Annotated in this window: 11 protein-coding genes; 7 read left to right on the top strand and 4 right to left on the bottom strand. The window is 71.2% G+C overall.

The features are described 5' to 3' along the window. Positions 1-504: a peptide deformylase gene (locus tag BOSE127_RS05710; RefSeq protein WP_017886605.1), complete on the top strand. Its 504-nt coding sequence runs from the start codon at positions 1-3 to the stop codon at positions 502-504. A 143-nt stretch (positions 505-647) separates the two neighbouring features. Then, complete coding sequence (locus tag BOSE127_RS17425) at positions 648-779, top strand: hypothetical protein (RefSeq protein ID WP_017886606.1); 132 nt, start codon at positions 648-650, stop codon at positions 777-779. A gap of 194 nt (positions 780-973) precedes the next feature. Here the strand turns inward: BOSE127_RS17425 and BOSE127_RS05705 are convergent, their stop codons facing one another. After that, positions 974-2,911 (bottom strand): AMP-dependent synthetase/ligase, encoded by a 1,938-nt coding sequence (locus BOSE127_RS05705; RefSeq protein WP_159556505.1) that lies wholly within the window; start codon positions 2,909-2,911, stop codon positions 974-976. Between the two features lie 121 nt (positions 2,912-3,032). Between BOSE127_RS05705 and BOSE127_RS05700 the strand changes: the two genes are divergently transcribed. The 3 genes from BOSE127_RS05700 (at position 3,033) to BOSE127_RS05690 (ending at position 6,295) form a co-directional block, all read left to right on the top strand. Beyond that, on the top strand, positions 3,033-3,986 hold the full coding sequence (locus tag BOSE127_RS05700; RefSeq protein WP_017886608.1) for an ROK family glucokinase: 954 nt from the start codon (positions 3,033-3,035) through the stop codon (positions 3,984-3,986). Between the two features lie 93 nt (positions 3,987-4,079). Beyond that, positions 4,080-4,805 carry a lysophospholipid acyltransferase family protein gene (locus tag BOSE127_RS05695; protein WP_017886609.1) on the top strand — a complete coding sequence of 242 codons (726 nt, stop codon included), beginning with the start codon at positions 4,080-4,082 and terminating at the stop codon, positions 4,803-4,805. 104 nt (positions 4,806-4,909) lie between these two features. Then, positions 4,910-6,295 carry a class II 3-deoxy-7-phosphoheptulonate synthase gene (locus tag BOSE127_RS05690; RefSeq protein WP_159556503.1) on the top strand — a complete coding sequence of 462 codons (1,386 nt, stop codon included), beginning with the start codon at positions 4,910-4,912 and terminating at the stop codon, positions 6,293-6,295. A 193-nt stretch (positions 6,296-6,488) separates the two neighbouring features. On the opposite strand, the gene pknB is transcribed toward BOSE127_RS05690, so the two are convergent. Beyond that, the gene (pknB, locus tag BOSE127_RS05685; protein ID WP_159556501.1) at positions 6,489-8,564 is read right to left on the bottom strand and encodes a Stk1 family PASTA domain-containing Ser/Thr kinase; all 2,076 of its coding nucleotides are present in this window, start codon (positions 8,562-8,564) and stop codon (positions 6,489-6,491) included. 82 nt (positions 8,565-8,646) lie between these two features. Continuing rightward, the gene (locus BOSE127_RS05680; protein WP_236559509.1) at positions 8,647-9,933 is read right to left on the bottom strand and encodes a LysM peptidoglycan-binding domain-containing protein; all 1,287 of its coding nucleotides are present in this window, start codon (positions 9,931-9,933) and stop codon (positions 8,647-8,649) included. Between the two features lie 172 nt (positions 9,934-10,105). On the opposite strand from BOSE127_RS05680, the gene BOSE127_RS05675 reads away from it, so the two are divergent. Beyond that, entirely contained in the window at positions 10,106-10,462 is a 357-nt protein-coding gene (locus BOSE127_RS05675) for an Rv2175c family DNA-binding protein (protein WP_017886613.1), read from the top strand. Positions 10,463-10,595: 133 nt separating this feature from the next. Here BOSE127_RS05675 and BOSE127_RS05670 read toward each other — a convergent pair whose 3' ends face one another. Further along, entirely contained in the window at positions 10,596-11,714 is a 1,119-nt protein-coding gene (locus tag BOSE127_RS05670) for a polyprenyl synthetase family protein (protein WP_159556499.1), read from the bottom strand. Positions 11,715-11,810: 96 nt separating this feature from the next. On the opposite strand from BOSE127_RS05670, the gene BOSE127_RS05665 reads away from it, so the two are divergent. Beyond that, complete coding sequence (locus BOSE127_RS05665) at positions 11,811-12,215, top strand: DUF3040 domain-containing protein (RefSeq protein ID WP_031259427.1); 405 nt, start codon at positions 11,811-11,813, stop codon at positions 12,213-12,215. The last annotated feature ends 609 nt before the right edge of the window (positions 12,216-12,824 follow it).

Genomic DNA, 12,824 nt, shown 5'->3' with positions numbered 1-12,824 from the left:
TTGACCGTTCGTCCCATCCGCCTGTTCGGCGACCCCGTCCTCCGATCGCCGGCCGATCCGATCCGACCCGAACTGCTCGGGAGCACCGGAGTCCGTGACCTGGTGCAGGACCTCGTCGACACCGTCAAGGAACCCGGACGTGCCGGGGTGGCCGCGCCGCAGATCGGCGTGGGGCTCCGCGCGTTCTCGTACAACGTCGACGGCGAGGTCGGCTACGTCCTGAACCCCGAGGTCGTCGAGGTCTCCGGGGAGCCCGAGCTCATGGAAGAGGGGTGCCTCTCCGTCCCCGGCCTCGGCTACCCGACGCGTCGGTACCCGTACGCCAAGGTCCGGGGCGTCGACGTCGACGGCGCCGAGGTCGTCCTCGAGGGCACCGGACTGATGGCCGAGGCGCTCCAGCACGAGTGCGACCACCTCGACGGCACGGTCTACGTGATGACGCTCGACCCCGAGATCCGCCGTCAGGCGCTGCGCGACATCCGCGCGCAGGACTGGTTCCACTGAGCGGTCCCACAGGCCCGCGTTCGCGGGCTGTGAACTCGGGTGTGACACCCCCACGGGGGATTGTCGCTTTGTCCTGACGAGGGGGTACCGTGCTGCTGTCGGCCTCCCACCGACGGCCCATCCGATCCCCCCAGGACTCCCGCATGACCAGTCAGAACGACGAGCTGAGCTCGCACCGCACCCGCACCAACCGTCGACCGGCCGAGGCCACCGTCACGACCGGTTCGACCGCCGTCCTCGACGCCCCCGCGACGGAGCAGCCGCAGGAGGCCTGACGCCGCAGGCGCCCCGGCGCCCGCTGGACGGCCTGGAGGCCCGGATCACGTCCGACGGACGCGATCCGGGCCTCCAGACCGTTGCGTCCACAACCGCGCGCACCTGGCGGGATCGGGCGTCCCTGGTCGGAAGAACCGACCCGGTACGCCCGAAGCGACCCGGTACGCCGGGCCGGGCCGGGCCGGGCCCGGCGCTAGGAGCGGCCTCGGCGCCGCCCCTCGACGACCGGGGTCGCCGTCGTCTGCACCTTCGACCCGGAGTAGATGTGGTCGACGTCGGCGGCGAAGTCCTGCAGGATCACCGACCGCTTGATCGTCAGCTTGGGCGTGAGGTGCCCGGACGCCTCGGTCAGGTCGGTGTCGAGGATCGTGAACGACCGGACCGACTCGGCGCGGGAGACGCGGCTGTTCGCGGTGTCGATGGCCTCCTGGACGGCGGACAGCACGCGTTCGTCGTAGGCGGCCTCGTGTGCGCTCAGCGCCGGGGCGATCCCGCGGGACTCGCACCAGCCGGGCAGCATCTCGCGGTCGAGCGTCACGAGCGCGGCGACGAACGGCTTGCCCTCGCCGACGACGACCACCTGGCCGATGAGCGGGTGTTCGCGGATGCCGTCCTCGAGCGGTGCCGGTGCGACGTTCTTGCCGCTCGCGGTGACGATGAGCTCCTTGGCGCGTCCGGTGACCGTGAGGATCCCGTCGCCGTCGAGCCGGCCGAGGTCACCGGTGCGGAACCAGCCGTCGGCGAAGGCGTGCTCGGTCGCCTCGTCGTTCCGCCAGTAACGGTCGAAGACGTCGACGCCGCGGATCAGGATCTCGCCGTCGTCGGCGATCCGGACCTCGATGCCGGGCAGGGCGCGACCCACCGTGCCGATGCGGAGTTCACGGGCACGGTTGACCGTGGCGGGTGCTGTGGTCTCGGTCAGGCCGTAGCCCTCGAGGATGAGCACCCCGATCGAGCGGAAGAAGTGCGAGAGCCGTGGGGAGAGGGGCGCCGAACCACTGATGGCGTACTCGACCCGGCCGCCCAGGGCATCGCGGAGCTTCGCGTACACGAGCCGGTCGAACAGCCTGAACTTCAGGCCGAGCAGGAACGGCACCCGGCCGGCGGCGAGGGCTTCGGAATGGGCGACCGCGGTGTCGGCGGCCGCGCGGAAGATCCTGCCCTTGCCGCCGAGGTCGGCCTTCTGCTCGGCGGAGTTGTAGATCTTCTCGAACACCCGGGGGACCGCGAGCAGGAACGTCGGCTGGAAGGTCGACACCGCCCGCATGAGGTCCTTGGTGTCCGGCTCGTGGCCGACGAGGACACCCGCGGAGACCGACATCGCGGCGATGAACCGCGCGAAGACGTGGGCGAGCGGGATGAACAGCAGGGTCGAGGCGCCGTCGGCGACCACCTCGGGCATCGCCTCGCTCGCGCCCTCGACCGTGGCGGTGAAGTTGTCGTGCCGCAGGACGCACCCCTTCGGCCGGCCGGTGCTGCCCGAGGTGTAGATGATCGTGGCGTCGTCGTGGCCGTGCACGTGGGCGGTGCGGGCGTCGAGTTCGTCGTCGGTGACGTCCTCGCCGAGCCGGGTCAGGTCGTCGAGGCCGCCGCCGTCGATCGTCCAGTGCTGGCCCAGGGCGGGCAGGTCGGGTGCGATGGAGGCGACGCGGCGCGCGTGCTCCTCCTGCTCGACGACGATGGCGACCGACTCGGAGTCGGACAGGATCCACCGCACCTGGTCGGGGGAGCTCGTCTCGTACACGGGCACGGACACCAAGCCGGCGGTCCACACGGCGAAGTCGACCAGGGTCCACTCGAGCCGGGTGCGCGACAGGATCGCGACGTGCGCGCCCGGTTCGAGCCCGGCGGCGACGAAGCCCTTCGCGATGCCCCGGACCCGGGCCAGGGTCTCGGCCGCCGTGAAGGTCGTCCAGGTGTCGCCGTGGCGCTGGGCGAGGATCGGACGCTCCGGCGTCAGACGGACGCGGTCGCCGAGGAGCCGCGCCGCCGAGCCATGGTCCGGGGCGACGGGGCCGGCGTCGGGGCTGGTGGGGTGCTCCCCGGCCGACGGTGTGCTCCCGGTGGCGGCGCTGCCAGCGGTGGACGTGTCGGTGGAGGCGCTGCTGCGTGCAGGACGCTGATCGTTCACGGTGACTCCCTTGTCTGCCGGTTCGACTCGAGTGCGCCTCAACACCGAGGCGACACCGCCAGCATAGGGCGCGTCTCCGGGCGTTCCTCGACTTCGCGGCGAACCGGTAGGCTCGTTGCTCGTGCACGCCATCGGAATCGACATCGGGGGCACCAAGATCGCGGGTGCGGTCGTGACGGAACTGGGCGAGATCGTCGCCGAGGACCGCGTGGCCACCAACGCTGCGGACCCGAACGCCATGCTCGACGACGTCGTCTCGATGGTCGAGCGACTCAGCTCGCTCCACCAGGTCGGCGCCGTGGGGGTCGCCGCCCCCGGGTTCATCGACGCTTCGCAGTCGATCGTCTACTACACGCCCAACATCCGGTGGCGGAACGAACCACTCCGGCAGAAGCTGCAGCAGCGCCTCGGCGACCTGCACATCACGGTCGACAACGACGCGAACGCCGCTGGCTGGGCGGAGTTCCGGTTCGGTGCCGGTCGGCTCGTGTCCGACATGACGATGCTCACCATCGGCACGGGGGTCGGCGGTGCCATCGTGACCGAGGACCGGCTGTTCCGCGGCGGCTTCGGCACCGGTGGCGAGATCGGGCACCTGCGCATCGTCCCGAACGGCCTGCCCTGCGGGTGCGGCGCCCGTGGCTGCATCGAGCAGTACGGCTCCGGCCGCGCCCTGCAGCGCATGGCGAACGACGTCGCCGACGCCGGCGGGATCGGTTCGGCCCTGGCCGACGCCCGCGCCGACAACGGTGGCCAGCTCGACGGCAAGATCGTCGGCGACCTGATCCTGGCCGACGACCCGGGTGCCCTCGCGGCACTCCGTCGGCTCGGTCGGCACCTCGGCGAGGCGTGCGCGTCGCTCTCTGCCGTGCTCGACCCGCAGCTCTTCGTGTTCGGCGGCGGCGTCGCCAGCGCGGGGGACCGGCTGCTCGACCCGATCAAGCAGGCCTACCTCAACAACCTGCCGGCCCGCGGGTACCACCCGGAGCCCGACTTCGTCATCGCCGAACTCGTCAACGACGCCGGCGTCGTCGGTGCTGCCGACCTCGCTCGCATCCACGCCCGGACGGCGTAGGGTCGGCGCGCGAACGCAAACGCAAACGCAAAAGCAAACGCAAACGCGAACACCCGTGCACCACCCGGACCTTCTCACCACCTGGAGTCGTCGATGACCTACTGGCTGCTGAAGAACTTCGTGCTCGGACCGCTCATCCTCACCCTGTTCCGGCCGTGGGTCGTCGGGCGCGAACACGTCCCCACCACGGGCCCGGTCATCTTCGCCTCGAACCACATCTCGTTCATCGACTCGGTGATCCTGCCAGCGGTGCTCGATCGTCGGCTGTCCTTCCTGGCGAAGAGCGACTACTTCACCGGCCGGGGGCTGAAGGGCTGGGCGACGAAGACGTTCTTCAACGCCATCGGCCAGCTGCCGATCGACCGCTCCGGTGGCAAGGCGTCCGAAGCGTCGCTGCGCACCGGGCTGCAGGTCCTGGCGCGCGGTGAGCAGCTCGGCATCTACCCGGAGGGCACGCGCAGCCCCGACGGCAAGCTCTACCGCGGACGCACCGGCATCGCCCGGATGATCCTCGAGGGGCGCGTGCTCGTCGTCCCGGTGGCCATGGTCGGCACGCGCGAGGTGCAGCAGATCGGGCAGCGGTTCCCGAAGATCAAGCGCGTCGGGGTCGTGTTCGGCAAGCCGCTCGACTTCTCGCGGTTCCAGGGCTTCGAGACGGACCGCTTCATCCTGCGCAGCGTCACGGACGAGGTCATGCACGAGCTCGCCGGGCTGAGCCGTCAGGAGTACGTCGACGTCTACGCCACCAGCGTGAAGGAGCGCGCGAGCTCTGCGCGCGAGGCCGTCATGCGGGAACGGAAGTCGACGCCTGCACGTTAGGCTCTGATGGTCCCGGCACCCCGCCAGGACGCCCATCGCCGACGCGCGGCCACGTGCCGGTCAGCGTCGCCGGGCCGCCCGCACAGAACACCGAGGTAACGCCCTTGCCCGAGTCGACCGACTTCGTCGCCCTGCAGGATCCGGACGTCATCGAGGGGCTCGACTATTGGCGGACGCTCCCGATCAAGCAGCAGCCGACCTGGCCGGACGCCGCCGCTGCCGAGGCGGCGTCGGCCGAGATCGCCACGCTCCCGCCGCTCGTGTTCGCGGGCGAGGTCGACGAGCTGCGCGCACGGCTCGCCGCGGCCGCCCAGGGCAAGGCCTTCCTGCTGCAGGGCGGTGACTGCGCCGAGACCTTCGCCGGTGCCACCGCCGACTCCATCCGCGACCGGGTCAAGACGATCCTGCAGATGGCCGTGGTGCTGACCTACGGCGCCTCGACGCCCGTCATCAAGATGGGCCGGATGGCCGGACAGTTCGCCAAGCCCCGCTCGAGCGACTTCGAGACCCGCGGCGACGTCACGCTGCCCGCCTACCGCGGCGACATCGTGAACGGCTACGACTTCACGCCGGAGAGCCGCGAAGCCGACCCGCGCCGCCTGGTGCAGGGCTACCACACCGCTGCGTCGACGCTGAACCTGGTCCGAGCGTTCACGCAAGGGGGCTTCGCCGACCTGCGGCAGGTGCACTCGTGGAACAAGGGCTTCGCCTCGAACCCGGCGAACGCCCGGTACGAGCACCTCGCCAAGGAGATCGACCGCGCGATCCGGTTCATGGCCGCCTGCGGCGCCGACTTCGAAGCGCTCAAGCACGTCGAGTTCTACGCCTCGCACGAGGGGCTGCTGATGGACTACGAGCGCCCGATGACCCGCATCGACTCCCGCTCGGGCCTGGCGTACGACACGTCCGGCCACTTCATCTGGATCGGTGAGCGCACGCGTGACATCGACGGTGCCCACGTGGACTTCCTGTCGCGGGTGCGCAACCCGATCGGCGTGAAGCTCGGCCCGACGACGAGCGTCGACGACATGAAGGCGCTCGTCGACAAGCTCGACCCGAACCGTGAGCCGGGTCGCCTGACCTTCATCACGCGGATGGGTGCCGGGAAGATCCGCGACGAGCTGCCCAAGCTGCTCGAGGCGATCAAGGGCATGGACGCCAACCCGCTGTGGGTCACCGACCCGATGCACGGCAACGGCCTGACCACGCCGACGGGCTACAAGACCCGCCGGTTCGACGACGTCGTGGACGAGGTCCTCGGCTTCTTCGAGGCGCACCGCCAGGTCGGCACGTACCCGGGTGGCATGCACGTCGAGCTCACGGGTGACGACGTCACCGAGTGCCTCGGCGGCTCGGAGCACATCGACGAGGCCACCCTCGCCACCCGCTACGAGTCGCTCTGCGACCCGCGCCTCAACCACATGCAGTCCCTCGAGCTCGCCTTCCTGGTGGCCGAGGAACTCGGCGCGCACCAGCCCGACCGCTCGTAGGGCAGGAACCATCTCGACGAAGCGACAGAACCCCGCGGCACGTTCGCGGGGTTCTGTCGCTTTCGCGTGTCGGACGGGAGGCCCGTGACGGCGCCGCCACGGGCCTCCCGTCCGTCCTGACGGTGTCGGCGCGATCGGGCGAGACAATGTCGCTCTGGCGACACACACCGCCCATGCAGCGCCTGCGCCGGCCCTACTGGTCGTAGGACAGGGTGACCGTGTCGCCGCGGTACACGGTCGCGCCGGCGCCCGGATCGGTGCCGGTGACGGGCAGCGTCGACTTCCAGTCGTAGAAGCCGCAGAGGATGTTCGTGCAGTCGGGCACGGAGACCTTGAGGCCGAGGTCCTCGAGGGTCTTCGTCGCCTCGTTGATGGTCTTGCCGACCACTCCGTCCTTCGGCACGGTGATCGGCGTCGGGCCCTTCGACACGACGACGTCCACCGCCGACCCGCGCACGGCGGGGGACTCCTGCACGGCGGCGGAGACGATCTGCCCCGTCGGGACGGTCTCGCTGTACTCCTCGGTCCGGGCGCCGAGGACGAGCCCGACGTCGTCGAGTTCGGCGGAGGCCTCGTCGACGGTCTTCCCGACCACGTCGGGCACGGGGCCGAGCGACACCGTCAGGGTGATCCGCCCGGTCTCGCCGTACGCCTTCACCGTCGTCAGGTCGAGCGCCTTGCCGCCGGACGCCCGACCGGTCGCCGCGATCACGGTGTCCTTCGGCGCGTCTGCCGAGAACTGGTACCGGTCGTCCTGCAGTTCGAAGTCGTCGTCGAGCGCGGCCGTCACGGTGGAGAGCGGCTGCCCGACGATCGCCGGCAGCGGGATCATCCGGGGGCCGTTCGAGACGACGATCTGCACCGCCGTGCCCTTCTGCACCTCGCGCCTCGCAGCCGGCTCGGTCGTGGAGACCTGCCCCTTCGCGACGACGGCGTCGAACCGTGTCCCGGTCTTCGACGCCGCCTGCAGGCCCTGTGCTTCGAGCAGCTGTCGGGCCTGCGAGACCGACTTGCCCGCGACTTCCGGGATGCGCACGTTGCCACCGGGCCCCGGGCCGAAGTACCAGCCGAAGCCGGCTCCGATCAGCGCGAGCACGACGACCACGGACAGGGCGATCCAGCCGCGCTTCCGACGCTTCGCCGACTGGTCGGCGAGCCGCTGGCCGGCGGGGGACAGGACGCCGGGCTGGGCACCGGTGCGACGGGGCCCCGGGGCGTTGGTGCGGGCCCGCGCGGGCGTCCGAACGCGGTCACCGGTGTCGCGGTCACCCGCCCGGTCGATGATGGCGGTCTCGTCGGCAGCACCGGCACCTGCGGCTCCGACCGAGGCGGCGGCCGCTGCGGCGCCGAGCGTTCCCCCGCCGCCGGAGGGCAGGATCGCGGTCCCGTTCTCGGGGCGGAGCACGGCGGTGCGGTACTGACCGGTCGCCCGCTGCTGGTTGCCCGACATGTGGTCGAGCATCTCGCGGGCGTCGCGGGGACGGTCCTCGGGGTCGCGCGCGGTCGACCAGGCGACCAGCTCGTCGAGCTCCGGCGGCACCCCGGACACGGCGGCGCTCGGGGCCGGGACGGAGTCGTTGGCGTGCTGGTACGCGATCTGCATCGGCTGCTCGCCCTTGTAGGGCTGCTCGCCGGTCAGCATCTCGTAGAGCATGATGCCGAGCGCGTAGATGTCGCTGCGCGAGTCGGCGGCGCCGCGGGTCACGAGCTCGGGGGACAGGTAGGCGATCGTGCCGAGCAGGGCCGCGCCGGTCGCCGTGTTCGCGGTCGTGGCCCGGGCCAGGCCGAAGTCGCCGAGCTTGATGCGGCCGTCGTCGGCGAGCAGGACGTTCTCGGGCTTCAGGTCGCGGTGCACGATGCCGGCGCGGTGCGCGGACGCCAGGCCCGCCAGCACGGCGCGCAGGATGTCCGTGGCCTGCTCGGGGGTCAGGGCGTGGTGTTCCTGCAGCAGGTCCCGCAGCGTGATGCCGGGGATGTACTCCATGACGATGTAGGCGGTCTCGCCCTCGGCGCCCTGGTCGTACACGCCCACCAGGTTCGGGTGCGACAGCCGGGCGGCCGACCGGGCCTCCTGGATGAAGCGCTCACGGAAGGCCTGGTCGTCGGCCAGGTGCCCGTGCATGATCTTGATGGCGACGCGTCGCTCGAGGCGCACGTCGGTCGCGAGGTAGACGGTCGCCATGCCCCCGCGCGCGATGCGCGAGCGGACGCGGTACCGCTGATCGATCATGCGACCGATCATGGGGTCCGTGGCGGCGTTGGTGGTCATCGGCGGCATTCTACGAATCGAGACGGCAGCCGGACGCACCGGCGCACCGGTCGTGACCCAATCTCGATCTTCCGGATGAGGCTCAGAGGGTCGCCAGCCAGCCCTCGGCGGCCGTCGCCCAGTTGGCGTAGGCCTTCGGGTAGGCGGAGAGCTGCACGGCCTGGGCCGCATCGGTGATGCTCATCGAGGACCAGCCGCGCACGTCGAGCAGCCCACTCGTCTTGCCGGCGTTCGGGTTGTCCCGACCACCGAAGAACAGCTTGGTGGCGTGCACCGGGTCCTGCAGCGTCGCCGCGGGGCCCCACCCCTGGCTCGGGCGCTGCTGGAACAGACCGACCGAGTCGCGGTCGCCGTGTGGGATGTTCCGCAGGCTGGACTCCTGCATCGCGGCGGCGAGGGCGACGACGATGCCGCGGTCGGGGACGCCCATGGAGCGACCGACGGCGACGATGGTCGCCGCGTTCTGTCGCTGCTCGGCGCTCAGGCCCACGGCACCGCTGACCGCTGCGCTGGCGGCGACCGCCGGTGCGGCAGTGGCGTTCGACGACGGGATGACGAGTGTCTTGCCGGCGTAGATGGTGCTCGTGTACGACAGGCCGTTCGCCGACAGGAGCGACTTGACGGAGACGTGGTGGGCGGCGGCGATCGAGGCGACCGTGTCACCGGCGCTGATCTTGACGCTCGACCCGGTCGACGGCGCCGACGCCGTGGACACCGACGTCGACGAGGACGTGCCGTGCGGGACCCGGAGCGTCTGCCCCGGGTAGATGACGCTGCGCTGTGACAGGTCGTTCGCGCGGAGGAGCGCCGTGGTCGACACGCCGACGCGGGAGGCGATGGCGGAGACCGTGTCGCCCTGCTTCACGTGGTAGCTCGAGGTGTTCGTCCCAGAGCCGCTCGTGGCCCCGGACGTCCGGACGGCAGCGGTTGTGACGGCGGGGGTCGACGCCAGGTGCAGCGTCTGGCCCGGGTGGATGATCGTGTTCCAGCCGAGGCCGTTGCGCACGAGGATCTCCTGCGCCGACAGGCCGAACCGGGCGGCGATGCCCGAGACCGTGTCGCCGTGGTGGACGGTGTAGTTCGTGGGCACAGCGGTCGTGGGGGCCTTCGCGGTGGCGGCGACCGTCCGGACGACGGTCTGTGACGGCCGTGCGACCGCGGTGCCGAACACCGGGCGGTCGGTGAGGACGCGGTCCTGGTCGACGTGACGCTTGTGGTTCGCGTCGGCGTCGTCGTGCCGCGGCTCGGCGTGTGCGACCGGACCGGTCAGGCCGGCGGTCACGGCGATCGTGCCCGCGAGGACGATGGGCATGGTGGCGAACCGGGCGGATCGTGCGCGCCGGGCGACTTCGTCTGCAGCGTGGTCCACGGGTCTCTCCTGATCTCGACTGAGGCGTGCGCACGCGTGCGCGCACTCACAGGTGCCACAACGCTGGCATGGCCTGATTCCCAAGTCAACCAGAGAGTCAGATGTGGTGGATGTGACGAATGTGACGAACGTTACGGATTCACCCGGGCGGTCACTCTGGCACCATGGGAGTGTGAGTGCCGCACCCGCCGACGACCTGACCCTCTCCGAACGCTGGCTGACCGTCCCCGAGCTCGTGGACATGTTCAGCACGAGCCCCGGACGGATCCACCGACTCTTCGAGCAGAAGACCCTCCTCGCCGCCCGTGTCGGCGGTGTGCTGCGGGTGCCGGTCGAGTTCCTCGAGGACGGCGAGCCGATGCCCGAACTCCGCGGCACGCTCATCGTGCTCGGCGACAACGGCTTCACCGACGACGAGGCGGTGCGCTGGATGCTCACCGTCGACGACGCGATGGGCACCACGCCGATCGCGGCGCTGCGCGCCGGTCGCAAGGCCGAGGTGCGCCGCGTCGCCCAGTCGCTGCTCTAGACGCGTTCCGGTCGGACAGGAGGCCCGGTGCCAGCTGGCACCGGGCCTCCTGTCCGCCCCGCATGTGCGACGCGCCAGCGGCGCGCGGCGCCAGCGCCGGGCGAGCCTGCGAGGCCGGTGGATCGAGAGGTGTCTAGGACGACCGGCGGCTGACCGTGTCGGCCAGCGACGCGAGCTGTTCGCGTGCCGACGGCGTCAGCGGCGACGCGTCGAGCGCCGCCTTGGCGCGCTGCACGTGCCGATCGATCGACCGTTCCACGGCGGCCACGGCGCCGGACTCGGTGAGGGTCGCCCGGAGCATCCGCACCTGCTCCTCGTCGAGGTCCGGGTCGCCGAGGAGCTCGTCCAGGAGCTGCCGCGGCCCACTCGCCAGGGTCTTGCGCGCAGAGGCGATGAGGACGGTGCGCTTGCCCTCGCGCAGGTCGTCGCCCGCGGGCTTCCCGGTGACCCCGGGGTCACCGAACACGCCGAGCATGTCGTCGCGCAGCTGGTAGGCCACGCCGAGGGGGAGTCCGAAGGCGCGGAGGCCCTCGAGCTGGGAGTCACTCGCGCCGGCGACCAGGGCACCGATGACCAGGGGTGCCTCGATCGAGTACTTCGCCGACTTGAAGACGATGACGCGCTGGGCGCGGAGCAGGTGCTCGGACTCGTCGATGACGGGCCAGGCGGTCTCCTCGTGCACGTCGAGGTACTGCCCCGCCGTGACGTCGAGGCGCATCGCGTGGAACTCCTGGCGGACGATGCGGGCCCGCACCGGGTCGAGGAGCGCGAGGCCCTCGTCGAAGACGGAGTCGCTCAGCGAGAGCAGCAGGTCGCCGAGGAGCAGCGCCGAGTTCGTGCCGTACTGCCCGCGGTCGCCGACGAAACCGGACTCCTCGTGCAGGGACTCGAAGCGGCGGTGCGCGGCCGGACGCCCACGACGGGTGTCCGAGCGGTCCATGATGTCGTCGTGCACCAGGGCGGCGGCGTGGAAGACCTCGAGCGCGGCGGCGACCGTGACGATCGCTTCGGCGGTGGTCTGCCGGGACCCCTCGGCCAGCGGGTCGAACGAACCGGAACGGCCCGCCACCGACTGCCATCCCCAGTAGCAGAACAGGGCCCGGAAGCGCTTGCCGCCGGACAACAGGTCTCGGGCGTACCGGTCGAACGGCGCGAGGTCGGGGCTGATCGCGAGGAGCCGCTCACGCTGCTCGTCGAGTGCCCGGTCGATACGCGCCGATACGAGGTCCACTAATCGCGTACTCTCAGCCACGATCCCTACCCTAGTGGAGTGGTCGAGGCATAGAATCGGTCCACCCAACCCGCGTTTTTCAACCCCGCGTCGATCCCAGGAACAGAGGGAACCAAGATGCCGCTCTCGGAACAGGAGCAGCGCCTTCTCGAAGAGATGGAGCGCAGCCTCTACCAGAACGATTCCGATTTCGTGGCTCGTGTCACACGTCGACAGGGTCGTCCGACGTACACAGCCATCACCCTCGGGGTCCTCGGCGCACTCGCCGGGATCGCCGTCGTCATCGTCGGCCTGGTCATCAAGGCGCCGCTGCTGGGCATCCTCGGCTTCGTCGTGATGCTCGCCGGTGTCCTGTTCGCGCTGCGCCCGGGCATGCGTGCCCCGAAGGCGAAGCCCGCTCGGCCGGGCAAGCCCGCATCCGGTGGGTCGGCGCGTCCGTCTGCCAGCGGTGGTGGTGGCGGCGGGTCCTTCATGGACCGCATGAACGACCGCTGGGACAAGCGGAACGACCAGGGTCAGTAGCTGACCGGAGCCGGTCGGGCTCCCTCCACACTCCTCCACGGGGTCGGCCTTCGGGCCGGCCCCGTTTCGTGTTCCCGGGCGCGGGCGGGTTCGGGCCGGGGCCGGGGCCGCGGGGCGGAGCCGGAGCCGCGGGGTGTGCGCGCGAGGTGTGCGTGCGGGTGGTCACGACATGCCGTGCGGAGGTCGCCGGGGGGTCACGAACTATCGGCTGGGGGGCGCGCGAGCGACGGTTCGTGACCACTCGCCGTCGCCTCGGCGGCGCGTCGTGACCACGCGCCGACCGGCGGCCGGGCGTGGTGGAGCCGGCCGTGCGCCCGCGGGAGCGCCGCGGCGGAGGTGGGGCGGGCCTCCCGGCCGGGGTGGACCGACGCCGCACGCGGGGTGTGCGCGCGAGTGGTCACGACATGCCGTGCGGAGGTCGCCGGGGGGTCACGAACTGTCGGCTGGGGAGCGCGTGAGCGACGGTTCGTGACCACTCGGCGTCGCGGCGGCGGCACGTCGCGACCACACGCCGACCGGCGGCCGGGCGTGGTGGAGCCGACTGTGCGACCGCGGCGCGCCCCGACGTGCTCCACCGGCTGCGAAAGTCCTCCACTTTCCTCCACACAC

The organism is Curtobacterium sp. 8I-2 (genome assembly GCF_902506155.1).
Classification (GTDB): Bacteria; Actinomycetota; Actinomycetes; order Actinomycetales; family Microbacteriaceae; genus Curtobacterium; species Curtobacterium poinsettiae.
This window is presented reverse-complemented; position numbering and strand designations above follow the sequence as displayed.

Coding starts and splice junctions, on each gene's coding strand:
- BOSE127_RS17425 (WP_017886606.1), top strand. CDS start 648: ATGACCAGTCAGAACGACGAGCTGAGCTCGCACCGCACCCGCACCAAC.
- BOSE127_RS05695 (WP_017886609.1), top strand. CDS start 4,080: ATGACCTACTGGCTGCTGAAGAACTTCGTGCTCGGACCGCTCATCCTC.
- pknB (WP_159556501.1), bottom strand. CDS start 8,564: ATGACCACCAACGCCGCCACGGACCCCATGATCGGTCGCATGATCGAT.
- BOSE127_RS05665 (WP_031259427.1), top strand. CDS start 11,811: ATGCCGCTCTCGGAACAGGAGCAGCGCCTTCTCGAAGAGATGGAGCGC.